Annotated in this window: 24 protein-coding genes, 1 tRNA gene and 1 pseudogene; 10 read left to right on the top strand and 16 right to left on the bottom strand. The window is 64.7% G+C overall.

From position 1 onward, the window contains the following. Window positions 1-185: 185 nt before the first annotated feature. The 3 genes from IOC69_RS01175 to pdxH are packed head-to-tail and all read right to left on the bottom strand — an operon-like array spanning window position 186 to window position 2,708. The gene (locus IOC69_RS01175) at window positions 186-1,331 is read right to left on the bottom strand and encodes a PLP-dependent aspartate aminotransferase family protein (RefSeq protein WP_290541691.1); all 1,146 of its coding nucleotides are present in this window, start codon (window positions 1,329-1,331) and stop codon (window positions 186-188) included. Next, the gene (locus IOC69_RS01170) at window positions 1,324-2,079 is read right to left on the bottom strand and encodes an SDR family oxidoreductase (protein WP_290541690.1); all 756 of its coding nucleotides are present in this window, start codon (window positions 2,077-2,079) and stop codon (window positions 1,324-1,326) included. The genes IOC69_RS01175 and IOC69_RS01170 overlap by 8 nt, the downstream gene beginning before the upstream one ends. Then, window positions 2,076-2,708 carry a pyridoxamine 5'-phosphate oxidase gene (pdxH, locus tag IOC69_RS01165; RefSeq protein WP_290541689.1) on the bottom strand — a complete coding sequence of 211 codons (633 nt, stop codon included), beginning with the start codon at window positions 2,706-2,708 and terminating at the stop codon, window positions 2,076-2,078. Before pdxH ends, IOC69_RS01170 begins: the two co-directional genes overlap by 4 nt. Window positions 2,709-2,921: 213 nt before the next feature. Between pdxH and fabI the strand changes: the two genes are divergently transcribed. The 7 genes and pseudogenes from fabI to IOC69_RS01130 all read left to right on the top strand — a co-directional run bounded on the left by fabI (window position 2,922) and on the right by IOC69_RS01130 (window position 10,347). Further along, a complete protein-coding gene (gene fabI / locus IOC69_RS01160; RefSeq protein WP_290541688.1) occupies window positions 2,922-3,746 on the top strand; it encodes an enoyl-ACP reductase FabI in 825 nt (274 codons plus the stop codon). Between the two features lie 68 nt (window positions 3,747-3,814). Further along, the gene (aroC, locus tag IOC69_RS01155; protein ID WP_290541687.1) at window positions 3,815-4,900 is read left to right on the top strand and encodes a chorismate synthase; all 1,086 of its coding nucleotides are present in this window, start codon (window positions 3,815-3,817) and stop codon (window positions 4,898-4,900) included. Window positions 4,901-5,084: 184 nt separating this feature from the next. After that, window positions 5,085-5,210 (top strand): annotated as a pseudogene (locus IOC69_RS01150) (IS481 family transposase); the annotation flags it as partial. A 299-nt stretch (window positions 5,211-5,509) separates the two neighbouring features. Next, the gene (locus IOC69_RS01145) at window positions 5,510-6,040 is read left to right on the top strand and encodes an outer membrane beta-barrel protein (RefSeq protein ID WP_290541686.1); all 531 of its coding nucleotides are present in this window, start codon (window positions 5,510-5,512) and stop codon (window positions 6,038-6,040) included. 152 nt (window positions 6,041-6,192) lie between these two features. Next, window positions 6,193-7,323, top strand: a complete 1,131-nt coding sequence (locus IOC69_RS01140) for a phosphoserine transaminase (protein ID WP_290541685.1) — start codon at window positions 6,193-6,195, stop codon at window positions 7,321-7,323. A gap of 40 nt (window positions 7,324-7,363) precedes the next feature. Continuing rightward, a complete protein-coding gene (gene serA, locus IOC69_RS01135; RefSeq protein WP_290541684.1) occupies window positions 7,364-8,950 on the top strand; it encodes a phosphoglycerate dehydrogenase in 1,587 nt (528 codons plus the stop codon). 104 nt (window positions 8,951-9,054) lie between these two features. Further along, entirely contained in the window at window positions 9,055-10,347 is a 1,293-nt protein-coding gene (locus IOC69_RS01130) for an adenylosuccinate synthase (RefSeq protein ID WP_290541683.1), read from the top strand. A gap of 131 nt (window positions 10,348-10,478) precedes the next feature. Here the strand turns inward: IOC69_RS01130 and IOC69_RS01125 are convergent, their stop codons facing one another. Together IOC69_RS01125 and IOC69_RS01120 are read right to left on the bottom strand one after the other, a co-directional pair. Beyond that, window positions 10,479-11,186 carry a hypothetical protein gene (locus IOC69_RS01125; RefSeq protein WP_290541682.1) on the bottom strand — a complete coding sequence of 236 codons (708 nt, stop codon included), beginning with the start codon at window positions 11,184-11,186 and terminating at the stop codon, window positions 10,479-10,481. 74 nt (window positions 11,187-11,260) lie between these two features. Then, window positions 11,261-12,643, bottom strand: coding sequence for a bifunctional diguanylate cyclase/phosphodiesterase (locus IOC69_RS01120; protein WP_290541681.1), 1,383 nt, complete (start codon window positions 12,641-12,643; stop codon window positions 11,261-11,263). 310 nt (window positions 12,644-12,953) lie between these two features. On the opposite strand from IOC69_RS01120, the gene IOC69_RS01115 reads away from it, so the two are divergent. Continuing rightward, window positions 12,954-13,475, top strand: coding sequence for a CAP domain-containing protein (locus IOC69_RS01115; RefSeq protein WP_290541680.1), 522 nt, complete (start codon window positions 12,954-12,956; stop codon window positions 13,473-13,475). Window positions 13,476-13,546: 71 nt separating this feature from the next. On the opposite strand, the gene IOC69_RS01110 is transcribed toward IOC69_RS01115, so the two are convergent. From IOC69_RS01110 to IOC69_RS01095, 4 genes are all read right to left on the bottom strand, one after another. Then, entirely contained in the window at window positions 13,547-14,605 is a 1,059-nt protein-coding gene (locus IOC69_RS01110) for a radical SAM protein (protein ID WP_290541679.1), read from the bottom strand. Window positions 14,606-14,620: 15 nt separating this feature from the next. Further along, window positions 14,621-15,208, bottom strand: a complete 588-nt coding sequence (locus IOC69_RS01105) for a hypothetical protein (protein WP_290541678.1) — start codon at window positions 15,206-15,208, stop codon at window positions 14,621-14,623. A gap of 252 nt (window positions 15,209-15,460) precedes the next feature. After that, window positions 15,461-16,366 carry an RNA polymerase sigma factor RpoH gene (rpoH, locus tag IOC69_RS01100; protein WP_290541677.1) on the bottom strand — a complete coding sequence of 302 codons (906 nt, stop codon included), beginning with the start codon at window positions 16,364-16,366 and terminating at the stop codon, window positions 15,461-15,463. Window positions 16,367-16,446: 80 nt separating this feature from the next. Beyond that, the gene (locus IOC69_RS01095) at window positions 16,447-17,445 is read right to left on the bottom strand and encodes an RluA family pseudouridine synthase (RefSeq protein WP_290541676.1); all 999 of its coding nucleotides are present in this window, start codon (window positions 17,443-17,445) and stop codon (window positions 16,447-16,449) included. Between IOC69_RS01095 and IOC69_RS01090 the strand changes: the two genes are divergently transcribed. Both IOC69_RS01090 and IOC69_RS01085 read left to right on the top strand, forming a co-directional pair. Continuing rightward, entirely contained in the window at window positions 17,444-17,779 is a 336-nt protein-coding gene (locus IOC69_RS01090; RefSeq protein ID WP_290541675.1) for a hypothetical protein, read from the top strand. The two genes, IOC69_RS01095 and IOC69_RS01090, sit on opposite strands and share 2 nt — an antisense overlap. A 52-nt stretch (window positions 17,780-17,831) precedes the next feature. Beyond that, window positions 17,832-17,906: transfer RNA gene (locus tag IOC69_RS01085), tRNA-Glu, on the top strand. 175 nt (window positions 17,907-18,081) lie between these two features. On the opposite strand, the gene IOC69_RS01080 is transcribed toward IOC69_RS01085, so the two are convergent. The 7 genes from IOC69_RS01080 to IOC69_RS01050 all read right to left on the bottom strand — a co-directional run bounded on the left by IOC69_RS01080 (window position 18,082) and on the right by IOC69_RS01050 (window position 24,345). Then, a complete protein-coding gene (locus tag IOC69_RS01080) occupies window positions 18,082-19,764 on the bottom strand; it encodes a hypothetical protein (protein ID WP_290541674.1) in 1,683 nt (560 codons plus the stop codon). A 191-nt stretch (window positions 19,765-19,955) separates the two neighbouring features. Next, window positions 19,956-20,291 (bottom strand): hypothetical protein, encoded by a 336-nt coding sequence (locus tag IOC69_RS01075; RefSeq protein ID WP_290541673.1) that lies wholly within the window; start codon window positions 20,289-20,291, stop codon window positions 19,956-19,958. 87 nt (window positions 20,292-20,378) lie between these two features. Then, on the bottom strand, window positions 20,379-20,666 hold the full coding sequence (gene rpsU / locus IOC69_RS01070; RefSeq protein WP_290541672.1) for a 30S ribosomal protein S21: 288 nt from the start codon (window positions 20,664-20,666) through the stop codon (window positions 20,379-20,381). 133 nt (window positions 20,667-20,799) lie between these two features. Beyond that, entirely contained in the window at window positions 20,800-21,009 is a 210-nt protein-coding gene (locus IOC69_RS01065; protein WP_290541692.1) for a cold-shock protein, read from the bottom strand. 337 nt (window positions 21,010-21,346) lie between these two features. Further along, window positions 21,347-22,288: a DUF2950 family protein gene (locus IOC69_RS01060; RefSeq protein ID WP_290541671.1), complete on the bottom strand. Its 942-nt coding sequence runs from the start codon at window positions 22,286-22,288 to the stop codon at window positions 21,347-21,349. A 25-nt stretch (window positions 22,289-22,313) separates the two neighbouring features. Beyond that, window positions 22,314-23,951, bottom strand: coding sequence for a DUF3300 domain-containing protein (locus tag IOC69_RS01055; protein WP_290541670.1), 1,638 nt, complete (start codon window positions 23,949-23,951; stop codon window positions 22,314-22,316). Between the two features lie 217 nt (window positions 23,952-24,168). Beyond that, the gene (locus IOC69_RS01050; protein ID WP_290541669.1) at window positions 24,169-24,345 is read right to left on the bottom strand and encodes a hypothetical protein; all 177 of its coding nucleotides are present in this window, start codon (window positions 24,343-24,345) and stop codon (window positions 24,169-24,171) included. Between the last annotated feature and the right edge of the window lie 624 nt (window positions 24,346-24,969).

Below are 24,969 nucleotides of genomic sequence, written 5' to 3'. Positions count from 1 at the left end.
CTTCTTTCCGCATCGGAATCTGTGGACAAAGGCCCTCATCCGCCCTTCGGGCACCTTCTCCCATCGCGTACCGCGACGGGAGAAGGGAAAATTGACATGGCACAAGACACGCCGCCGCCATATGCGATTCGCCTCCCCACAAGGGGGAGGGAAAAGACCCCGATTCTGCATGATCGCCCGCCGCTCTAAACACCCGCCAGCGCCTGCTCCAGATCCGCGATCAGGTCATCCGCATGCTCGATGCCGATGGAGAGCCGCACGAGATTGTCCGGCACGGGGCTCGCCGGCCCTTCGACCGTCTTGCGGTGCTCGGCCAGGCTCTCCACCCCGCCCAGCGACGTGGCGGGCACGATCACCTTCAGCCTGGTGCACAGCTTCCGCGCATCTTCGAAGCCGCCCTTGACCAGGAGCGACATCATGCCCCCGAAGCCATCCTTCATCTGCCGCGCCGCGATGGCGTGGCCGGGGTGCGAGGCAAGGCCCGGATAGAGCACGCGCTCCACACCGGGGTGGCCTTCGAAGTATCTGGCGATGGCCATGGCGTTGGCGGAGCACTGGCGGTAGCGCACGAAGACGGTGCGCAGGCCCCGCAGCAGCAGGAAACAGTCGAGCGGCGCCAGCGGCGCGCCCATCCTGGTGCGCAGCATGCGGATATCGGCCCAGCGCCGGGTCTCCTCCCGCGTGACGAGAACGCCCGCCAGCACGTCGGAATGGCCGTTGAGATATTTGGTCGCCGAGTGGAACACGATGTCGGCGCCGAGCTTCAGGGGATTCGTCGTCACGGCCCCCGTCGCCGTCGCATCCACCGCGAGAATGGCGCCCGCCGCATGCGCGGCACTTGCGGCTGCCGTGATATCGATCAGGTCCCATGTCGGGTTCAGCGGCGTCTCGATCCACACGAGATCGGTCTTGCCCTTTTGCAATGCGGCTTCCAGCGCACCGTCCTGGCGCGGATCGAACAGCGTGAGCGTGATGCGCCCCAGCCCTTCAAGCCGCTTCATCCAGTCGCGCGTGCCGTAATACATCACGTCAGGCGCCACCACATGCGCGCCCGGGGGCACCGTCTCCAGCAGCGTGGCGATCCCCGCCATGCCGGAGGCGAAGAGCAGGGCGGAGGTCCCGCTCTCCAGCGCCGCGATGGCCTCCTCGGCGCGCCACAGCGTCGGGTTGCCGTTGCGGACGTAGTTCTCCTGCAGCTTCGGCTTGTAGTTCCCGTCACGGGCATAGGTGGAGGAGAGATAGATCGGCGGCGCCACCGCGCCGGTGGCTTCGTCCGCCGCGCGAAGCGCATGCGCCGCGATGGTCTCCGGCCTCAGGGCCCCGTCAGACATGCTGCCCGCCGTTGATGTGAAGCTCGGCACCCGTCACATAGCTCGACTGGTCGGTGCACAGGAAATAAATGGCCTTGGCCACCTCCTCCGGCTGGCCCAGGCGGCGCTGCGGAATCTGCGCCACCAGTTTCTCCGTACCCGGAGAAAGAATGGAGGTCTCGATCTCGCCCGGCGAAATGGCGTTCACCCGCACGCCGAAGGGCCCGAAGTCCCCCGCCATCTCCCGCGTCAGCGCGGCGAGCGCCGCCTTCGAGGTCGAATAGGCGGCCCCCGCGAAGGGATGCACGCGCGAGCCGGCAATCGAGGTGACGTTCACCACCGCGCCCCTGGCCGCAACGAGCTCGTCCATCAGCCCGCGCGCCAGCATGACGGGCGCGAAGAAATTGATCTGAAACACCGTCTTCCAGTCATGCTCGGATGTCTCGAGCGTGTTCAGCCGCCCGCCGCCCGGCTTCTTCGGGCTGATCGCCGCGTTGTTCACCAGTGCATGAAGCTTCGAGCCTTGCGCCTTCAGCTTCTCCTTCATCCTGGCGATGGCCTTGTGGGTATCCTCCGACGAGGCGAGGTCGACGACGATGTGGTCATCGGGCCCCGCGTCCCACGGGCAATCCTCGGAGAATGGCTGGCGCGAGCAGGTGATGACGCGCCACCCGGCGGTGGAGAAGCGCTTCACGGCCGCATGCCCGATGCCGCGCGAGGCGCCGGTGAGGATGAGGGTCTTGCGCTCGCCGTCCGCTGCCGCGTTCATGGATAAAGCCTCGCCTTGGACCATGGGGCAGTCTCGTCCGGGCGGCGGAACACCACGCGGTCATGCAGCCGGAAAGGCCGGTCGTGCCAGAACTCGATTGCCAGCGGCTTGATACGGAAGCCCGACCAGTGCGCGGGGCGCGGCACCTCGCCGATCGCATATTTCGCGGTGTTCACGGCGACCGCCGTTTCGAGCGCGAAGCGGCTTTCCAGCGGGCGCGACTGCTGGGAGGCCCAGGCGCCGATGCGGCTGTCTCGCGGGCGGGACGCGAAATAGTCGTCGGCCTCCGCTTTGGACACTTCCTCCACGATGCCGCGCACGCGCACCTGGCGGCGCAGCGACTTCCAGTGGAAAACCAGCGCCGCCTTCATGGTGCCGAGGATTTCCTGGCCCTTCTGGCTTTCGAAATTGGTGTAGAATACGAAGCCGCGCTGGTCGAAGCCCTTCAGCAGCACCATGCGGACGTTCGGCAGCCCCTCCTCGTCCACTGTGGCGAGAGCCATGGCATTGGGGTCGTTGGGCTCCGAGGCTTCCGCCTCCTTCAGCCATTCGCCGAACAGATTGAAAGGGTCGTTCCGCTCGGTGAAGCCGGCCGACGCCGTCAGCTTGGAAATATCGCTCAATGCCATCGTGCAAGTCCTGATATGTCACGTGCTTATGCGCCGTGCTTGGCTCCGGATCAACCGCCGCCGCAGACCGGCAGCCATGCCCGCCGGAAGCCCCGCCTGAGGTCCGCCCCACGCCATATGCGCGTTTTCTTTCCAGTGGACCTCTCTTCGGACTTGTGTCAATTAACCGACCGTCGGGAGGGCCCCGGCCTACCTTTTCCTGGACGGTTTAAAATGAGCGATTTCAAAGGTTTGATGGCTGGCAAGCGCGGCCTCGTCATGGGCGTTGCGAACAACCGGTCCATCGCCTGGGGCATCGCCAGGTCCTGTGCGGCGCAGGGGGCGGAACTGGCCTTCACCTATCAGGGCGACGCGCTGAAGAAACGCGTGGAGCCGCTGGCCGCCGAACTGGGCTCAAGGATCGTCGCTCCCTGCGACGTCGCCGACGCCGCCTCGGTGGATGCGGCCTTCGAAACCATCGCCAAGGAATGGGGCTCGCTTGACTTCGTCGTCCACTGCATCGCCTTCTCCGACAAGGACGAATTGACGGGCCGCTACGTTGACACCACGCCCGACAACTTCACCAGGACCATGTTCATCTCGGTCTATTCCTTCACCGCCGTAGCCCAGCGCGCCGAGAAACTGATGGGCAATGGCGGCTCGCTGCTGACGCTCACCTATTACGGCGCCGAGAAGTGGATGCCGCACTACAACGTCATGGGCGTGGCCAAGGCCGGGCTCGAAGCCTCGGTGCGCTACCTCGCCGCCGACCTGGGCCCGAGGGCGATCCGCGTCAACGCGATCTCCGCGGGCCCGATCAAGACGCTCGCCGCTTCCGGCATCGGCGACTTCCGCTACATACTGCGCTGGAATGAATATAATTCGCCGCTTCGCCGCACGGTCACCATCGACGAGGTGGGCGACTCTGGCCTCTATCTCCTCTCCGACCTCGGCCGCGGCGTCACCGGCGAGATCCTTCACGTCGATGCCGGCTACCACATCGTCGGCATGAAGAATCCGGATGCGCCCGACATTACGGTGAACGGCAACGGTGAGTAAGCGGCAGCCGCCCGCATCATCCGCAAAAGCGGTTCCACTTTTGCGGATCATGCTCTAGTTAAAGGGCCATGTCGCACAACAGCTTCGGCCATCTCCTCCGTGTCACCACCTTCGGCGAAAGCCATGGACCCGCCCTGGGCTGCATCGTCGACGGCTGCCCGCCGAACCTGCCCCTGACGGCGGATTATATTCAGGCCTTCCTCGACAAGCGCCGCCCCGGCCAGTCGCGCTTCACCACCCAGCGCCAGGAGCCGGACCAGGTGAAGATCCTCTCGGGTGTCTTCGAGGATGACCGCACCGGCGGCCCGGTGACGGCCGGCACGCCGATCATGCTGATGATCGAGAATGTCGACCAGCGCTCCAAGGACTATGCCGAGATCCGCGACAAGTTCCGGCCCGGCCATGCCGACTTCACCTATCAGGCCAAATACGGCATCCGCGACTACAGGGGCGGCGGCCGTTCCTCGGCTCGCGAGACGGCGGCCCGCGTGGCGGCCGGCGCCGTGGCGCGCAAGATCATCCCCGGCGTCTCGATCCGCGGCGCGCTGGTGCAGATGGGCCCGCACAAGATCGACCGCGCCAACTGGGACTGGGCGCAAGTCGGTTGCAACCCCTTCTTCACGCCGGACGCCAGGGCGGCCACGTTCTTTGAGGACTATCTCGACGGCGTGCGCAAGTCCGGCTCCTCCACCGGCGCGGTGATCGAGGTGACAGCGAGCGGCGTTCCCGCCGGCTGGGGCGCGCCCCTCTATGGCAAGCTGGACGGAGACCTCGCTGCGGCTATGATGAGCATCAATGCGGTGAAGGGTGGGGAGATCGGCGCCGGATTCGGATCCGCGGCGCTCTCCGGCGAGGAGAACGCGGATGAAATCCGCATGCGCCGCGGCAAGCCGGAATTCCTGTCCAACAATGCGGGCGGCATTCTGGGAGGGATTTCCACCGGACAGGACGTGGTGGTGCGTTTCGCGGTCAAGCCCACATCCTCCATCCTCACCTCCAAGCGCAGCGTCTCGGCGCAAGGCGAGGACGTCGACGTGATGACCAAGGGCCGCCACGACCCCTGCGTCGGAATCCGCGCCGTGCCCGTTGGCGAGGCAATGATGGCCATCGTGCTGGCCGATCACTTCCTGCGCCACCGCGGCCAGGCGGGCTAAAGCATTTTCAGGCCAAGTGGACAGCGGTTGACCGCCGGAAATGCGACCAAACAAAGAGATAGAGCAGGTTTCGAGTCCACTGCACCGAAACCTGCCCTGGCTGTGACCTTTCATTAGTTTGTCCATCCGGTCCGGATCGGGGAAGCCGCGGCTGTCACACCGCGGTTTCTTCAAGCAGGGCCGGATGAACATTCACAAGGCTGCACGATTGACGCCAATTGGTCGGGAGCGACTGGTCATCGCGGTGCTGAGCGGGCAAAGGCCGGAGGCCGCCGCACCGGTCGCAGGCCTTTGCCCGCGGACGGCGCGCATGATCGAGACGAATTTGTCACCCTGATCACATTCGATCCGCCGGTCACCGCTTTCGGCCAGTCCGGCCCTTGCCTCATACTTCTCCACTCGCCTCCGCCGGGGAACAGGCTCCCGGAAGCGCAATCATGGTAAGCATATGGTAAACCGGCCTCTTCAGCGCGGCACAAAACCATGTGGCTTCGGAGCAACAGCGGCCGTCGGACTTTTTTCCGCCGCAATCGCGCCAGCCTTGAGTCACGGATGGTTACTATCTTCACGTCCATCAAGTGAGTTCCGTTTGCAAGGGAGTGAGGGATCATGAAGTATGTTATCAAGGCGCTGCTTGGCCTCGGCCTGCTGGCTGGCGTCAGCTCGACGGCAGCGCTGGCCGCCGATTACACGCCGGAGCCGGTCGTCACCGCGTCCAACTTCTACATCCGCGGCGATCTCGGCTGGTCGTGGCTCGACACCGTCAACAACAACGACGGCGTCTTCCTGCTGGGCGGCGGCCTGGGCTACAAGTTCAACGAGAACCTGCGCACCGACGCCCGCGTCGATTATGCCGGTGTGGGCAGCGACAACCATGAATTCGGCTCGGTGCTCGGCAACGTCTATTTCGACATTCCGACCAATTCGATCGTCACCCCCTATGTCGGCGCCGGTCTCGGCTATGGCTGGTCCGATGACCGGGGCGACAACGAAAGCGGCGTCACTTACGCGCTGATGGCCGGTGTGGAGGTGAACCTCACCGACAATCTCAGCGCCGATGTGGGCTATCGTTTCCGTCAGATCATTGACTCGGATACCTACGCCAACGAAGCCCTGGTGGGCCTGCGCTACAGCTTCTGAGCCCGGCATAACGGCTGAACACCAGGCGGCCCGCGCCCCGGCGCGGGCCGCTTTTTGCTGTGCCCTTGCGCCATGCCGCAAAATGCGCGATAGGGGACGAGGGCTAGCCTTCCCCACCGAGGGCCGGTCCATCTGCAAGGATGGAGCACAAGATGACGATCACGAAACCGGCGGCGCGCCCGGCATGCGCGCATTTCTCGTCCGGCCCCTGCGCCAAGATACCAGGCTGGTCTCCCCATCTCCTCAACACCGATGTTCTTGGACGTTCGCACCGCTCGAGCCTCGGCAAGGCGCGGCTGAAACGCGCCATCGAGTTGACGCGCGAGGTGCTGGACGTGCCCCCGACACACCTCATCGGCATCGTTCCGGCTTCCGACACGGGTGCTGTCGAAATGGCCATGTGGTCGCTGCTGGGGCAGCGGCCCGCCGACATGCTGGCCTGGGAAAGCTTCGGCGACGGGTGGGTCTCCGACGTGATGAAGCAGCTGAAGCTGAAGGACGCGCGCAAGATCACCGCCGGCTATGGCGATCTGCCCGATCTCGCGGCCGTCAATTTCGACCATGACGTGGTCTTCACCTGGAACGGCACCACGTCGGGCGTGCGCGTGCCCGATGCGGACTGGATCGCGGCGGACCGCAAGGGCCTGACCATTTGCGATGCGACGTCCGCCGCCTTTGCGCAGCAGCTCGATTTCGCCAAGCTCGATGTCGTCACCTTTTCATGGCAGAAGGTGCTGGGCGGCGAAGGCGCGCATGGCGTGCTGATCCTCGGACCCCGCGCGGTGGAGCGGCTTGAAACCTATGCGCCCGCCTGGCCGCTGCCCAAGATCTTCCGCCTCACCAGCGGGGGCAAGCTGATCGCCGGCATCTTCGAGGGCGAGACGATCAACACGCCCTCCATGCTGTGCGTGGAGGATTATATCGCGGCGCTGGAATGGGCGTGGAAGCTTGGCGGCCTCAAGGGCCTCATGGCGCGGGCCGATGCCAATGCGGCGGTGGTCCAGAAATGGCTCGACTCGCGTGACTTCGCGGCGAACCTTGCCAAGGTCGAATCGACGCGCTCGAACACCTCGGTGTGCCTGACGCTGAAGGCCGGCGGGAGCGTGCCGAAGCAGATGGTGAAGCTGCTCGAAGCCGAGAAGGCCGCCTTCGACATCGGCTCCTACCGTGATGCGCCGCCAGGGCTTCGCATCTGGTGCGGGGCGACCGTCGAGACCTCCGATCTCGAAGCGCTGATGCCGTGGCTCGACTGGGCATATGCCCAGGCGGCCGCCGCCGGCTGATCCATTTTTCCCCTTTCGTCCCACATCAGGAGTGTCCTCAATGGCTCCCCGCGTTCTCGTTTCCGACAAGCTTTCCGAAACCGCCGTGCAGATCTTCCGCGACCGTGGCGTGGAGGTGGACTATCTTCCCGACCTCGGCAGGGACAAGGATGCGCTGCTCGCCGCCATTCCCCAATATGACGGCCTCGCCATCCGCTCCGCCAGCAAGGTGACGCCGAAGATCATCGCCGCGGCGGCGAGGCTGAAGGTCATCGGCCGCGCCGGCATCGGCGTGGACAATGTCGACATCCCAGCCGCCACGCAGCGGGGCATCGTGGTGATGAACACGCCCTTCGGCAATGCCATCACCACCGCCGAGCACGCGATCTCGATGATGATGGCGCTGGCCCGCCAGATCCCCGAGGCCAATGCCTCGACCCATGCGGGCAAGTGGGAGAAGAACCGCTTCATGGGCGTGGAGCTCTTCAACAAGACGCTCGGCGTCATCGGCTGCGGCAATATCGGCTCGATCGTGGCGGACCGCGCGCTGGGCCTCAAGATGAAGGTCATCGCCTTCGATCCCTTCCTCAGCCCGGAGCGCGCCATCGAAATCGGCGTCGAGAAGGTGGAGCTCGACGAGATCTTCCGCCGCGCCGACTTCATCACGCTGCACACGCCACTCACCGAGAAGACGCGCAACATCATCGATGCCGCCGCTCTCGCGAGGTGCAGGAAGGGTGTGCGCATCATCAACTGCGCGCGCGGCGGACTCGTTGTCGAGGATGCGCTCTATGACGCGCTGACGTCCGGGCATGTGGCGGGCGCCGCACTCGACGTGTTCGAGGTGGAACCCGCCACCAGCCACAAGCTGTTCGAACTCGACAATGTGGTGGCGACGCCGCATCTCGGCGCCTCCACCGGCGAGGCGCAGGAGAATGTGGCGCTGCAGGTGGCCGAGCAGATGGCGGATTACCTGATCTCGGGGGCTGTTTCCAACGCCCTCAACATGCCGTCGATTTCGGCGGACGAGGCGCCGCGGCTGCGCCCCTTCATCGGCGTGGCCGAGAAGCTCGGCTCCTTCGCGGGTCAGCTGACGGACGAGCCGGTGACCGGCATCGTCATCGAATATGCCGGCGAGGTGGGCGAGATGAACACCAGGGCGCTGACCTCCGCCGCGCTCTCCGGCGTGCTGCAGCCGATGCTCGGCACGGTGAACATGGTGTCGGCCCCCATGGTGGCGCGCGAGCGCGGCATCCAGGTTGACGAAGTGAAGCAGACCCAGCGCGGGGCCTATGAGACCTACGTGCGCCTCACGGTGAAGACGGCGCATCTTGAGCGCTCGGTCGCCGGCACCGTCTTCTCGGATGGCAAGGCGCGCATCATCCAGATCAAGGGCATTGACATGGAGGCGGAGTTCGGGCCGCACATGCTCTATGTGACGAACGAGGACAGGCCGGGCTTCATCGGCGCGCTGGGAACCATCCTCGGCAATGCCGGGGTGAACATCGCCACCTTCAACCTCGGCCGCCGCGCGCAGGGGGCAGAGGCGATCTGCCTCGTCTCCATCGACGAGGCGCCGCCGCAGGCCGTGCTTCAGGCGGTGGCCAGGCTGCCCCATGTGAAGCAGGCGAAGCCGCTGGCCTTCTGACCGGCGCGGCGGGTTTGCCTTCTGCCGCCGATGGTGTAAAAACGCGCATCGGCTCCGGCGGCTCACCCGCGCGGGGCCGTTACTGTGTCTGAAAGGGGCCTGAGATGGCGAATGTGGCGGTGGTCGGCGCGCAGTGGGGCGACGAGGGCAAGGGCAAGCTGGTGGACTGGCTGTCGGAGCGGGCCGATGTGGTGGTGCGCTTCCAGGGCGGGCACAATGCCGGCCATACGCTGGTGATCGACGGCGTCACCTACAAGCTCTCGCTGCTGCCCTCCGGCATTGTGCGGCCGGGCAAGCTTTCGGTCATCGGCAATGGCGTGGTGATCGATCCCTGGGCGCTGGCCGCCGAGATCGACAAGCTGTCGTCGCAAGGGGTGGACGTGTCTCGCCAGAACCTGCGCATCGCCGGCAACGCCACGCTCATCCTGCCGCTCCACCGCGAGCTTGACCAGCTGCGCGAGGCGGCTGCCGGGGCGGGCAAGATCGGCACGACCGGGCGCGGCATCGGACCCGCCTATGAGGACAAGGTGGGCCGCCGCGCCATCCGCGTGAACGACCTCGCTGACCTCGCCACCATCGGCCCCAAGGTCGCCCGCCTGCTGGCGCACCACAATGCGCTGCGCCGCGGCATGGGCGAGGCGGAGGTGAAAGCGCAGGACCTGATCGCTCAGCTGGCCGGGATCGCGCCGCGCATCCTGCCCTTCTCGGACGCCGTGTGGGCGCTGCTCGATGACATGAAGCGCGAGGGCAGGCGCATCCTGTTCGAGGGCGCCCAGGGCATCCTGCTCGACATCGATCATGGCACCTATCCCTATGTGACCTCCTCCAACACGGTGGCCGGCCAGGCCGCCGCCGGTTCCGGCCTGGGGCCCTCGTCAATCGGCTATGTGCTGGGCATTGCGAAGGCCTATACGACGCGTGTGGGCTCCGGCCCCTTTCCGACCGAGCAGGCGAATGAGGTCGGCGAATACATCGGCCAGCGCGGCCGCGAGTTCGGCACCGTGACGGGCCGCAAGCGCCGCTGCGGCTGGTTCGACTCGGTGCTGGTGCGCCAGGCGATCAAGATCTCCGGCATCCATGGCATCGCGCTCACCAAGCTCGACGTGCTCGATGGCCTTGACGAGATCAAGGTGGGCGTGGGCTATGAGCTCGACGGCAAGAAGCTCGACCGGCTTCCCGCCGCCGAGGAGGCGCAGAAGCGCGTCGCGCCGGTCTACGAGAGTTTCGAAGGCTGGAAGGGCGCCACCGCCGGCGCGCGCAGCTGGGCGCAGCTTCCCGCCCAGGCGGTCAAATACGTTAAATATCTTGAAGAATTGATCGAATGCCCGGTGGCGCTGCTGTCCACCAGCCCCGAGCGCGACGATACGATCCTCATGAAGGATCCCTTCGAGGATTGAAAGGCTCCGTCTTCGCGTTTGCTTATCACCATGTCCGGGACCATGGCGGGGCTTGACGTGTCCATGCGTCTTCCGCCCCATGCGTCTTCCGCGCCCCCCGCAAGGCAGACTTAGGTGATTTCGCTTAAGCCTCAGAAATCGCGGTGTTCGACGAAGAAGCCATAGAGCGAGGTGAGGATCGAGGCATTGAGGATCGTAAAGAACGGCTGCAACAGGAACGAGGCCGCAAAACCGGCAAGAAGGCCCAGCGTGCCGTCGATCTGGCCGAGCGCGCTGCTCAGGAGCCCCGCCGCCAATAAGCCGCCCAGCACGATTGCCAGCTCCAGCATGAGGACTCCGATGCATTGCCACATATTGCCCTTGCTGGCGGACCAGGCGTCGCTGAAGCGGAATGTCCGGTCGCCGAGGGCGATGGCCGGGAACTTGATCGACAGCCTTACGATGGCACCGGCGACAAGAACAATGGCCGGCAGCGCCAGCACCGCGGCAGGTGCCGCCAAAATCATGATGGCCAGCAGCAGCGCCACCGGAATCGTGGCCAGCATGATAAGAAGGAAGCTGGACAGCGCATAGGACAGCACACAGCCATCAAGGCGCATGGGACGGCTCATCTCGTCGCGCAGGATGAACCGTTGCCAGCTCACCGACATCGAGCTGTTGACGATGAGGGAGATCAGAAAGATGGCGGTCTGGACGGGCGGCGCGAAGTAGATATTGGCAAGGCCGCACAGCAGCAGCACCGGCAGCCAGGGGAGTGCGATGCGCACCGCGGCCTGCCGGAAGGTCCAGACCGAATTCAGCGCGTGGGACATCGCCTTGGTGGGTGAAAGCTTGCGCATGCTGCCCGTGCTTGTTGCTTGCGGGCGTAAACTAGACTGCCGGTCAGGCGAGGGTAAAGGGCAAAGCGTCAGCCTCAGGCGGCCGCTGCGCTTTTTACCGCGCGCGGCTTGCGGGCAAGCTGCTGCGCGAAGTTCCGCAGGATGACGGCCGCCACGTCGCTCAAGGGCGCGGGCCGCCCGAGCAGATAGCCCTGGGCGAGGTCGCAGCCAATGCCGCGCAGCAGCGAGAGCTGGCGCTTGGTTTCGATTCCCTCCGCGGTGACCGTCATGCCCAGGCCGTGGCCCAGCTTCACGATGGCGCGCAGCACGCTGCGCGCCGACGCGGAATGATCGAGTTCGGCCGCGAAGCTTCTGTCGATCTTGAGCTTGGAGAAGGGAAACTTGCAGAGATAGGAGAGGCTCGAATAGCCGGTGCCGAAGTCGTCCAGCGCCACGCCCACGCCCATGTCGCGCAGGCGGCGCAGCTGGCTCAGCACCAGTTCGCTGTCGGTCATCAGGGTGCCCTCGGTGATCTCCACCTCGAGCCGGTAGGCGGGCAGCGCATGGCGCTGCAGCGCGCGGCGCACGCCGGTGATGAGCGTGCCGGTGTGGAATTGCGCCGGCGAGAGGTTGACGGCGGCGACAAGATGCGGCGGCCACTGTGCCGCGACCCGGCAGGCTTCCTCGATCGCCCAGGCTCCGATGTCCACGATGAGCCCGGCTTCTTCCGCGAGCGGAATGAATTCCGAAGGCGGAATGGGACCGAGCTCCGGGTCATGGAGCCGGATCAGCGCCTCGAAGCCGGTCAATTCACCACCGCTCATGGCGTAGACAGGCTGGAAATCGAGGCGCAGCGCATCCCCGCTCACCGCTTCGCGGATCGCGCGCTGCAGCGCGGTGCGCCGCTCCGATGCCGCGGACATTCCGGGCGCGTAGAAGCCGTAGCCGGGCTGTTGCTGCCGCCGCGCCTCGGCGAGGGCGAGTTCGGCGTTGTTCACCAGCGCGCCGAAGCTCTGGCCATCGGCCGGGGCCAGCGCAATGCCGGCGTGGCAGCCGATCGCCGTGGCAAGACCGGCGAATGCGGGGCCGCTCGCAAGGCCGGCGCAGAGTTCGCGGGCGAGGTTCAATGCCGCCATCGCGTCGCGGCTCGCGGGCAGCAGGATGACGAAGCGTTCCTCGCTCCATTGCGCGGCCTGCGCGCCGGTGGGCAGGCGCGCGCAGAGGCTCGCCAAGGCGTCCTCCAAAGCGCGCCGCACGGTCTCGGGCTGCTCGCTGCGGCTGGTCCAGGAGAGTCCGGTGAGTTCGCAGAGGATAACGGTCGCCTCGGCATTTGCATGAAGCTGTTGCGAGGCTTCCGTCATCAGGTCCCGCTTGCTGAGGAATCCCGCCGGCAGGTTCTTCGCCCCGGACCCCGGCGAGAGGACGGCAGCCAGCGCGCCCGCGGCAAGCAATGCGACCGTGAACACCGTCTGCGCCACCGGCCCCGCTTCTGCCCAAATGCCTTGCGATGCGGTCAGGAAAGCGCCAGACAACACAATCACCGCCAAAGGCGCCATGAGCCACCCCGGCCTGGGAAAACGGACAGGAAGGCGTGGCCTCCGGAATCGAACCAATCCTCTGCGCATTACCAACTTCCACATGGCGGCGATGCTGGTGGGAGATGCCCTTAAGAGATGTACAATATCATGATTAACAACTTGAAATTGAAGAGCATGGTTCATGGAGTCTCACCCGATACGCCCTGACCGGACCCGCCGCCTCTTGTGCTTCGGATTTACCGGGCTTGCCTTGGGGGCAGGCCCAGCGCTGGCAGGCCCCTATCTCGACTATGCCGAGGGCTTGGCCTCCCGCCCGCCTGAAGGGTCGCAATACCGGCCAGACCTTGAGGCGATGCTGGTGGGCCTGCTCAACGCCTATCGCGCTGCGAAGGGCAAGGCGCCGGTTACCGCCGATGCCGCATTCGGACCCGCCGCGCGCGCCCATGCGGCGGACATGATGCTCAACAACTTCATGGGCCATTCATCGTCCACGGGCATGAGTTTCCAGGGCCGCATGGCGGCCTTCGCGGGCGACGTCACGAAATATCCCTCGCTCGGCGAGAATGCGGCGCGCGAAACGGCGGGGAGGGGATCGCTTGAGGAGAAGACCCGCGCCCTGTTCCGTCAATGGGTGGACAGCGCGCCCCACCGCAAGAACATGGTCAACCGCAGCTTCGCCTTCGTCTCGACCGGCGTTATCGAGAGGGGCGGCGACATCTGGGCGGTGCAGATATTCTTCGCCGCGCCGCGGGCCAAGGGCATTTTCCAGTAAAGCGGCACGCCCATTCGCGCTGTCCGGGCGCCGCCAGCGACTTGACCTGCCCCCCGGCCCTCCGGCAGATCCTAATTGACATTCGACGCCCTTGCCGCATTGGAGATAACGGCCGGGTACAGCGCCTCGTCGAAGACGACGGCCGCAAGGATGTTGGCCTCGATGTCCTTCAGATGCCGGCTGATGACACTTCGAACCCGCTCATCCCGGTAGAGCCGATGGCAGGCCTGGCAGTTATGCGCATACATGCCTTCCCAGCTGATGGACTGATCGAGCGAGGCCGCCCAAGCCAGTATCTTCTCCGGACCCATATAGCGGATTGCCAGCTTGAGGAGATCGCCCTCCGAGCGTTCCACGGCGATGGCAAGAGCATCGGGGTCGCTCACATGGCCGATGTGAAGCTCCGGGATGATATTCGCGCCAAGTCCGCAGCAGGCCGTGACGACGCCATCAGGTTCGACCGTATAGGTTTGCAGGATGCTCTCGCATCCCGATCGCATGCTCAGATTGGTGCGGTCAACGGCATGGCCGTTTTCATAAGTCTCAACTCTGAAGGGACTGACGGGCATCCACGGCGATTCGATGATATTCAGGCCTGCGATCTCATCCATGCTCAGTCCTTCGGCATGCAACGCATCGAGCACGGTCTGCTTGGTAATCGACCGCTCCGATCTGAGCTCGACGGTGACAACTGCCGTGCCGAAAACGGCTATGCTGGCGGCCGCCGCCCGGCACACTGAAGGAAGCGGCACGAATCTCGCGTGTTCGTCGCCGGTGCTGACATTCAACTCGTCAAGACCGAGGGCGGCCAGACGCCTTACCTCGTTGACCGCAATTTCTCTGGTCGTGGCCCAGTGTCCATTGGTCACCAATCTTGTCTGAAGGCCGAACGATCGCGCCAGGCGCAACCCATCGTCGAGAAGGTCCGGCACAAGTGTCGCTTCGCCACCGGTGAAAACGACCATTTCAAAACCGAGCGCATGCGCCTCGGCAATAACTTTTCTCACGTCGCCGATGTCAAGCGTGTCACGCGCCGAAGGGCTTGAGAACGAGCCGCAGTTCCGGCAACTCGCATTGCAGCGCCGCGTTGGGAGAACCGAAAGGGTCTTCTGCTGAACGATGCTCGCCACGTGTCAGGTCAGGCGTCAAATGATCGCATTCAACTGCTCAAGCTGCCCGGTTCGCGCCAATTCTTTTGCCCGGTCCACCAGCGCCTCTGACAGCGACCGCAGCGTGGCCGGGTCGATGCCATATTCGCGGCCAAGCGAAGCCTTGGCCACGGGAGTGCAGGTGCAGGATTTCTTGCCCGTGGTTTCGTTCGACACGCATTGGTAGGCAACCGGTCCGACCCCTGGAAAGCCGTTCCCGACCGCCGCGTTGCTGAGTATCGCGCCCAGAACCGTCGCATCCCCGAGTTCGGCGACTTTCTTCGCAAAACTCGCGACGAAGGCCTCACGCGCCGCGTGTTTTCGCCGCGGCTCGAAGTCGGCAATCCACTTCACCAGCTCATCATTCGCCAAAATAGCGAACATAAGCCGGTTCACTTCCGAAAGCTGATGCCGGCCCGCGCTCGCGCCAGTGACTTCTTCGGACAAGGTTCCAGCGGGGTCGAGCAAGAACTGTTCCCTCATCTCCGGAACAGTTTCGATCTGTTTGATAAGAGCTGCCAAGCGTTCGCGCATCTGCCCACGATCGATCGTCAGGGAGGGACCAGTCGAATTCGGAACCTTCATTGCAGGCACCTCGTGTCACATGATTGACCGATGCAAGCACATTAACATGTTTACGCACCGTAAGCAAGCCGCTTTGTTCGATCGTCCGTGGTTTTCACGTCGAGACATTCGAATGTCTCATGTCGATGCGCAGCGAAGATACCGCCATCCTTCGTGACGCGGCGAGAGACATTCACACGGGTCTCATTGCCCTCTGCATGAAGTGAAATCATATCATGAGGTTATGGGCTGGGTGAGCGCGCAGCGGCGCGATCACGCCGTCGGCGCCGGCAGCGTCTTGGGGCCAAGCAGGCGCTGGGAAGCGTTCTTCACCGCCTTCTGCACCTTCTCGAAGGCGCGCACCTCGATCTGGCGGATCCTCTCGCGCGACACGCCGAATTCCTGGCTCAGGTCCTCGAGCGTCGCCGGATCGTCCCGCAGGCGGCGTGCCTCGAAGACGCGGCGCTCGCGGTCGGTGAGCTTTTCCATCGCATCCTTGAGGAGGCCGTGGCGCATCGACTGCTCTTCCGACTGGACAAGCATTTCTTCCTGGTTGTCGGTTTCGTCAACCAGCCAGTCCTGCCATTCGCCCTCGCCATCCTCGCGGATGGTGGCGTTGAGCGAGCTGTCGCCGCCGAGCCGGCGGTTCATCGAGACGACGTCCTCTTCGGTCACGCCCAGCTTCCTGGCGATCAGTTCCACCTGGTCGGGGCGCAGGTCGCCGTCCTGCATGGCATCGATCTGGCTCTTCACCTTGCGCAGGTTGAAGAACAGCTTCTTCTGGTTCGCGGTGGTGCCCATCTTGACGAGCGACCAGGAGCGCAAAACAAACTCTTGAATCGAGGCCTTGATCCACCACATGGCATAGGTGGCAAGGCGGAAGCCCTTGTCCGGCTCGAACTTCTTCACGGCCTGCATGAGGCCCACATTGCCCTCGGAGATGACCTCGCCGATGGGGAGGCCATAGCCGCGGTAACCCATGGCGATCTTGGCCACCAGGCGGAGGTGGGACGTGATGAGCTTCTCGGCGGCGCGCGAGTCGCCGTGTTCCTTCCAGCGCTTGGCGAGCATGTATTCCTCGTCCGGCTGCAGCATGGGAAAGTTCCGGATTTCCTGCAGATAGCGCTGCAGACCGGCTTCGCCCGAAGCGATGGCGGGAAGCGACGCATTCTTTGCCATGGTCAAAGCCTTTCCTGTCTGAGAGATGTTGATACCGCAGAATTACGCGGAAAATAAGACACCGGAGCAGTTACATTTAGTCACGCCTGCGTGTGGTTCAAGCGCAGCGCCTGCAGAAGTCTGCCAAAATCGTCCGGTGCCGGGCTGTCGAAGCGCATCCGCCTGCCCGTCCGGGGGTGCTCGAAGCCCAGTGTCGTGGCGTGAAGGGCCTGCCGGTTCAAAGCGTTAAGCGACTCTCTTGCAGCCCCGGAAAGTTTCTTCGCCGAGGTCCGGAAGCCCGATCCATAAGTGCCGTCGCCGAGCAGCGGATGCCCAATATGGGCCATGTGGACGCGGATCTGGTGGGTTCGCCCGGTCTCCAGCACGCAGCGCAGGAGGCTGGCCACCGGCGGGCTTCCCAGCTCCTCCAGCACCTCATAATGGGTCACTGCCTCCCGGGCATTGGCGCCTTTCGATACGGCCATCTTCTGGCGGTTGGCGGTGGAGCGGCCGATCGCCGCTTCGATGCTGGCCTTGCGGCGCTCCGGCACGCCCCAGACGATGGCGAGGTAGCTCCGTTCCAGCCGCCCGTCCCGGCCATGCGCCGCGAACTGCCCCGACAGCCCGCGATGCGCGCCATCGTTCTTGGCCACCACCAGAAGCCCGCTCGTGTCCTTGTCGAGGCGGTGCACGATGCCCGGCCGCCTCACCCCGCCGATGCCGGAGAGGCTGTCGCCGCAATGGGCGATCAGGGCATTCACCAGCGTGCCGGTCTCATTGCCCGCACCCGGGTGGACCACCAGTCCGGATGGCTTGTCGATCACGATCAGGTCCTTGTCCTCGTAGACGATGGTCAGCGCCATGTCCTCTGCCTGGGGCAGGGCAGGGGCGGCCTCGGGGAGGGCGACGCGAAGCTGATCGCCCGGTTTCACCTTGTGGCGGGCTTCGGTGACCGTGGCTCCCTCGACAGACACCGCCCCTTCCGCGATAAGGGCCTGAAACCGCGACCGGCTCATCTCCGGGAAGGCGTCCGCGAGCGCCTTGTCGAGGCGATCCGCCCCGGACGCGCTGGTTTCGAGGAGTTGTGAAGGCACTGACATGAGCGAATCCGATCCCCCGCAGGCAGGCGACGCCGCGCCGGTGGAACTGCCGCCAGGCGCCCGCCGCATGCTGCGGGTGGTCTATATCATGGGCGTCATCCTGGCGCTGCTGTTCTTCGCGCTCATCGCCGCCATCATCTGGAAGGCCAGCACCAGATCCGTGCCGCCGCCCGTGCCGCCGGTTCAGACGCTCGGCCTCGGCCTGCCGCAGGACACCGACATCCGCTCCGCCACCCTGGACGGTGACCGCCTCGTCATCACCACGGCACGCGAGGTGATCGTGGTCGATGTGCGGAAAAACGCCATCCTCTCCCGCATCGCCGCCGGCCCCTGAGCCACTTGCACTGGCGGAGGAGCCCCTCTATAGGAAGCTCATTCCTCGGAGAGCTCCCTTCGTCTATCGGTTAGGACGGCAGCCTCTCACGTTGCAAAGGCGGGTTCGATTCCCGCAGGGAGCGCCACGTTCATAAGCCGGTAATTGCGGCTCAACCCCTGTTCCCGTTTGCCACAGAACTGATCGTCATCGAAGGGCTGGAACGCGCGTGTTCGGCCTGGCAATCAGTTGTTCGGACGCCTATGGCGCGACCCTGGGCATGACTCTGCGTTGGACCCTTGCCTGGCGGTTGCGGAACAGGATCAGGCGAACGCCCCGGTGAGCCCCGCGCGCTTCATGAACAGGGCGTCGAGGCGGGCGAGGAACGCCCGCTCGGCATCCTGCGGATAGTCCAAGTCCTTCGGCGCGTTGGAGAGCAGCAGCATCGTCGCATTCGATTCGAAGAACACCACGCGGCCATGGCTGTCGATGTCGAAATCCATGCCGAAGATATCAAGCGGAATGCGCCGGCCGATCTCCAGCAGCGTCTTCCACGCGGCATCGCCGAGGCATTCGGGTTGCTCCACCACGGCATTGGCCCGGTCGAACAGCGCGCGGTCGCGGCGATAATGATCGAGGATACGGTCGAACTTGCGACCGCGCACCATCCACTGGTCGTCATAGTCGGCGCGGATCAGGGTGGGTATGCCCTCGACGAAAGCGGCGCGGATGCGGCGGTGGAAGCCGTTCTCATGCTCCACGCCGGCATAGTCGATGACGTAGAAGTCCTTGCTGCCCAGGGCTATCAGTTCCGAGAAGATGGCGGGAAGCGCGGCGTCATTGCGGGCAAGGTGGATGTTGGCGCCCTCCTGCTCGCCAACCGAGCGAAGAATGACGGGGAAAGCGAACAGTTCCTTGATGTGCTGGCGCAGCGCCGGCAACAGCTGCGGGTCCAGCCGGAAACGCATGGCCTTGGGCACGATGAGGTTGGGAACGCCGCTCACCAGCTTCGCTGTCTCCACGCGCGTGCAGTGCAAGGCCTTTTCGGCGGCATTGACCACGGCAAGGCCAAGCGCCTGCTGATGCGCCTCGACCTTCGCCAGTGCGCCGCGCTTCAGCGCCTCGCCGTTGACGCAGTTGTTGAGCGTGATGGCAGGCTCGTCGCGGTCCAGCTCGCCAGCGGCGGAACGCGGCGGGCTGGCGGCGAACACCGACAGGAAACGATAACGGCCGGCGCAGCGCACGCCCAGCTGGCTTGGATAGTTGCCGTGAAAGTGCTGGTCGCGAACAGGGCCTGTGAGGGCCGTCATCGTCGGCGGGTCGGCGATGTGCACCACCGTCATGATCTGCGAGGGCTGGCGCTGCGCAATGTAGAAGGGGGCCGCCGCCACATATGCGCCGAAGAGTTGCTCGTATTCCGCGTCGCGGCCGAGTGCGGCGGCTGCGCTGCAGGCGTGGGCTATCGCCCCGGGCCTGTCGCGCCAGCAATATGAGGCAGCGTTGAAGCGCGCCAGGATTTCGGCGTGTTTCTTGGCCTGCGCCGCGGCAGCGAGCCACAGCCGTTCCACCTCCCAGGGCGTATCGGGCCTGTCCAGCAGCGGCGCAAGATAGGCTGCGACGAAGTCATGCTTGCCCGCCAGCAGCAGCGGATTGCAGATGTCCGCGAGCACGGTCGCGTCGAGTTCGCCCTCCGCCAGCCCGGCAAGGGGCGGCAGGTCCATCTCGCTGATGCCTGCGATGTCGCCGCCGCGCTGCGCCCTGGCGAGGAGGCGCGCGAGGTTTGCGGCGTGCTTGAGGCGCTGTGCGGGTGCGCGGGCCTCACATACGGCGAGACGCGCCGGTTCGACGGCATCTTCCAGTCGGCCGCCCAGCGCCAGCGCCAGACCCTTGAGGCCGAGCAGATCGCTGTCGCGCGGTTCCGCGGCAAGCTGGCGCTCGATCTCCGCCAGTGCTGAGGCAGCGTCGCCGCTGCGGAGGGCCGAAACGATCTTGGCGTGAGGCTGCATGTGGCTTTCCGTGACGGGGCATGACCTGATGCAGGGCTTATTGCCCCCTGCCGCGGCGGGTTTCAACCCGGCAACCGGCAACCCGGCGCCGTCTTGATCAGGTTTCGGTTCAGCGGACTCGAAACCTGATCTGCATCTTTGTTCGTCGCATTTTCGACGGTCAACCGGTGTCCGCTTGTCCGGAAAATGATTTAGTTGGACCCTTTGTAGACGACGCCGGCGCGGGTGTAGCCTGACCATGAAATGCTGCCCTTGGCCGGCCCACCGGTGGCGGGCACGATGCGCAGCGTGGTGGCTGCCGTTCCCTCGCGGTTCTTTTCCTTGGTGGTCATCGGCAGGCCCGGCACTTCGAGATCGGGTGTCTTGGAAATGGTCATCAACCACATGCTGGAAGGCTGCACAGGGGCGGCGGTGGCTGCGAGTTTGCCGACGTCCACCGTGCCGTCAGCCACGGCCATGCCGGGTGCGGCGCCAAGTGCCGCACCAAGTGCCGCACCGCTCATCAGGATCGCCTTTATGATCCGCATGTCCACATCTCCTGCTTCAACGCACCCACAGAATAGCAGCCTTGCGGCAGCGGGAAAAATGAAATTGTAGCGGAGCCTGCCGCGGGCTCAGGCGGCGGGCGGCTTGGTCCTGGTGGAGGCGGCGAAGGGGTTCGATGGCCGCACCGGCCGGGGCTTGGGCTTCGGCATGGGGATCAGGCCCTCGCGCTGGGCCTTCTTGCGGGCCAGCTTGCGGGCGCGGCGGATGGCCTCGGCCTTCTCGCGCACGCGCTTCTCGGAGGGCTTCTCATAGAAGGTGTGGGCCTTCATTTCGCGCAGCAGGCCTTCGCGCTGCATCTTCTTCTTGAGGAAGCGCAGGGCCTGGTCGACGTTATTGTCTTTCACGAAGATTTTCATTCGGCGTCACCTTTCCCGGGCGAAGAACGGCCCAAAAAGAATGCGCCGGTGCGGACACCGGCGCTCCTTGACGCCTCCAGTCCCGCCGCCAGTACATCCGTGGCTCGCGGGAAAAGAAGGCTCTGGAATATGATCAGGCCGCCTGGAGACGGTCTGCGGACGACTTGCCATTACGCTTGTCGGTCACGATCTCGAAGGAGATCTTCTGGCCTTCGTTGAGGCCAGTCATGCCGGCGCGCTCGACAGCGCTGATGTGAACGAACACATCGCCGCCGCCGCCCACGGGTTCAATGAAGCCGAAGCCCTTCTGGGCGTTGAACCACTTAACAGTACCTGTTTTCACAGTAGATCCTTGACAGATATAGGGTCTCGAACGGACTGCGGTATTGCAGAACCATTCACCGATGTTCTGGAAGAGAGGGGAAAGATCGCGGCGTTGCGCGCGCGGGACTGAGCCATCAGGCCAAAATTCGATGATCGCGATATAAGTGGCGCCTTCGGGCATTGCAAGGGAATTCGTCCGGGAACCGAAAATACCCCGATTTCGCCACGATGCGCCGTTCAGCGGTGGACCTGCGCCACGTGCGGGGTGTGGTCAGGCGGCGCGAATGCACTGCGCGCAATCCAACCGCCGGTCTTCAAGGGTCTGAACATGCGCCAGATCGAAAGCCTGCGCATGATCAGTTCCCGACCAGGTCCCACTTGCCGCCGGGATTGAAGCTCATGATCTTCGGGACGATCTCTCCGGTCTTGGCGCCGAAGTCCCGCTCGTAGACGACTCCCGCATGGTTGACGACGAAGGTCGAGACGCCGGTCTCGCCGTATCTTGAAGGCCAGGCGATCAGCGCGAAGCCGTTGATCATGTTGCCATTGACCGCATAGTCATGCGCGCCGCCCGCGATATTGCCGCCCTGGCGCTTGAGAATGCGGAACTTGTAGCCGAAGTAGCCATCGCCCGCCCTGGCCTTGTCGAGCGCTGCGGCATCAAGCGCGGGCCCCACCGGGCTTTCGCCGTCACCCTGCCCGGGCGGCCAGTAGAGACCGTCCGTGAGGCCCTCGCTGCTGATCAGCTTCTGCGCGAATTCCAGCACGCCGTCGCCGTCGCGGTCCCCGCTGGCGTAATCCTCCTGGGCCTGAACATAAAGACGCATGGTGGCGATGGCGTGGAGTTCGTTCTCGCCGATGCGGCGGTTGACGATTTCCTCAAGCCCCGCGACGGTGTCGAAGGCCCATTTGCCGTCCTCGCCCTTCACCACCGGGAAGGGAAAGGGCCACAGTTCCTTGCCGAGGTCGAGCACGCGCTGGTCCTCTTCCGCCTCAACAAAGATGCCCTCCGACGTGGCCTCCTGCACCTGCTGCACGGTGTTGGCGATGCCGTCCGACTTCGCCACCTTCGCGGCGTCGAGTCCGAGCAGGGCGGCGATCGCGCCGATGTCGCCCTTCGCCATCACCTCCTTGAAAGCGGCGATCGCCGCTTTGGGCGTGTCGAACAGCGTGGGCTCCGGGCCGACGTAGCTTTGCAGCTCATTGCTGATGGCGAAGGCCGGAGAGGCCGCGGCCAGCGGGCCGAAAACCATGGCCGTGCCGAGCAGAAGCGCGGAAAGAAGCTTTGTGTTGATCATGATCCTGTCCTCCCGTCCTGCCCGCTCAGCGCCGGCGCCCGCGGCCACCGCCGCCGCCGCCACCCTTGTTGGCCGGCACGAACTTCTTGCCGCCGCCGCCCCCGCCGCCCCCGCCGCCCTTGACTTTACCGCCGCCTCCTCCGCCGGGGTTGAAGTCCGGTCGGTTGATGCCGCCGCCGCCCATCGACTTATTGCCGCGCGTCGACTGCATCTGCGCGTCGCGGCCGCGCGTCACCTCGCCCATCGGCGAAGGCATCGCCGGCCTGACGTCCTGCGTGGCGCCGGGCCGCGGCTTGCCCACGGGGCGGTCAAGATTGGGCTTCGCCTTCTTGTCCGCCGGGCGCGGCATGTCGCCAATGTTGGCGCCGCCAGTGCCGGGCTTGGCAAGATTGCCGAGGTTGCCTTTGTCCGGCTTGCCGCCGGGCTTGCCAGCGCCGGGCATGGCGAGATTGCCGCCGCCAAGGCCGCCGATCTCTCCGCCATTGCCGGGCCGGGCCATCTTGTCGGTGGGCTTGAAGCCCTGGACCGGCTTCTTGTTCAGGCCCTCGAGCGTGCTCTTGCGGATGTCCTTGGTCATGCCGCCGGCATTGGCGGGCAGCGTGGCGGGGCGCTGCGGATTGCCTTTGTTGCCGCCGGGCCCCTTGCCGCCGAGCTTGCTGTTCTTCAGCGCGTTGCGGTCAACGTCCTTGAAGTTGCCCGACTTGAATTCGTTGCGGATGTTGGTGTTGCTGAGCTTGTTGAGCTGATCCTTGTCGAACGCGATCTTCGAGCGGTCGACCTTGCGCCAGTCGATGTCGTTGATGTTGATCTTGCCGTTGAAGTCGCTGCCGATGATGCACTTGTTGCAGCTGATGTTGACGTCGTTGCCCCAGTTGTTGGCGTTGCCGTGCCAGCGGTTGTTGTTGTTCCAGCCCCAGAAGCCGTTGTCCCAGTCCACCACCGCCGCCCAGACGGCGCCGGTCACCGCGCCGGCAAAGAAGGTCGCCGCGGGGTTCCAGTAATAGGGATAGGGTTCCGGGTAATAGCTCACCGGCACATAGGCGTAGTCCGGCTCATACAGCATCTCCGGCTGGTACTGCGGCACGTAGATGACGCCGCTGCCGGCGGGTTCGATGACGATGTTCTGGCGGCCGTCGCCGGTCTCCTTGGTGACCTTCACCTTGCTGTCGGTCTTGATGACGCCGTTGGCCACCGCCTGCTCGCGCAGCTGCTGGATGGCGTTGAGAACGTCTTCCTGCTGGTTGACGATCGACTGGCCGAAAAGCTGCGTCCAGTCGAGGTCGCCGCCCATCATCCTGACGATCTCGGGATAATTGAGCAGGGAGATCACGCTGCCGTCCCAGCTGGCCTTGGGTTTCAGGTCCTTCCGGGTCTTCAGGTCATCGAGGAAGCGTTCGGCCTCGACAATCTGGAGCGGATAGAGCGAGGCGGCCGCAATCAGCGCCACCAGCTCATCCGGGTAAAGCGCAATGCGGGCGACGAGAATGTCCATTTCCTCGGGCGAGAGCGGCATCGGCGCCTCCTCGGCCTCGGCCTGGGCGGCCTCCGGCACGGGGCCGGTCTGGGCGCTGAGCGGGATGGTGGCGGAACCCAGCGCAACCGCCGCCACGGCGAGGAGCAGAAGCGGCCCGGTCACGAGGCGCTTCAGGAAAGTCTTGTTCATATCGTTTCCCATTTGTCGCGGGGACGGGAGGCCCGGCAGCGTCGATCCTAGGGCATGATCCGCAAAACTGGAACCGGTTTTGCGCATCATGCTCAGGCTTTCGATCTGGCGCATGTTCCGTCCAGGCGATTCCGCCTGAACGGAACATGCGCCGACCGCACCACCGGTCGCTGCTTTTGCGGCGGCGATCGACAGCCCGTTTTGCGGGATCAGCAGTTCACTGTGGCCGCTTTCCTGTCCAGCCCTGCGCGCTGAGTAACCTCGCGGGTTCGGCAGGACTGCGCGCCGCGGCGAGGCCCAGCTCTTCCTCGATCCGCGGCAGCACCTTGCGCCAGAGTTCCTTCATTTCGCGCAATTCCTCCGCTGTGGGAACCGGCCGCGGCTTTCGACTCATTTGCATATCTCCAAGATGGAGACAGATTAACGCGGAGGATTTAAGGAATACGCTTGTAGCGGACGTTAAAACCGGCATTTCCCGTTCAGGGATCATTTACGCCAAACACGCCGCGCAGGGGCGGTCAACTGCCGTCTTTGCCAGAAGGCCGACGTTGCCGAACCCGGGCCGTGCATCCTTCATGCGCGCGCCGCGGCTCGGTCCCCATTCGCCGGGGCTGCGAAGGAACGGGCGCTCATACTCGCCACGGCCTCCATCATCACCCATGCGTCAAGGTTCTTGAAGCGGGACCGGCGCAAGTCGTCGCAGGGCCTGCCCTTGAGCTCCGCACCCATGGCCAATGCATCAACCGCCCAACAGGGCAATCATGCCGTTGAGACTCTACCCACGACTGGATCGTAAAAGGGCCTCACACCACCGGGAACGCCACCCCAGGCACCACGCAGCGGCCAGTCACGGCTAACGCATTTTCAGGTCAAGTGGACCCCGGTTGACCGTCGAAAATGCGACCAAACAAGAAGATAGAGCAGGTTTCAATTCCACTGAACCGAAACCTGCTTGTCTTATGACAATTGCGTTCGAAAGTGCGAAAAGAGATCCGCTGGACGGGAGTTATAACTCCCG

The sequence above is a fragment of the Aestuariivirga sp. genome (assembly GCF_020252405.1).
Lineage (GTDB): Bacteria > Pseudomonadota > Alphaproteobacteria > Rhizobiales > Aestuariivirgaceae > Aestuariivirga.
The sequence above is the reverse complement of the archived record's forward strand: the minus strand, read 5'-3'. Positions and strand labels throughout refer to the sequence as shown.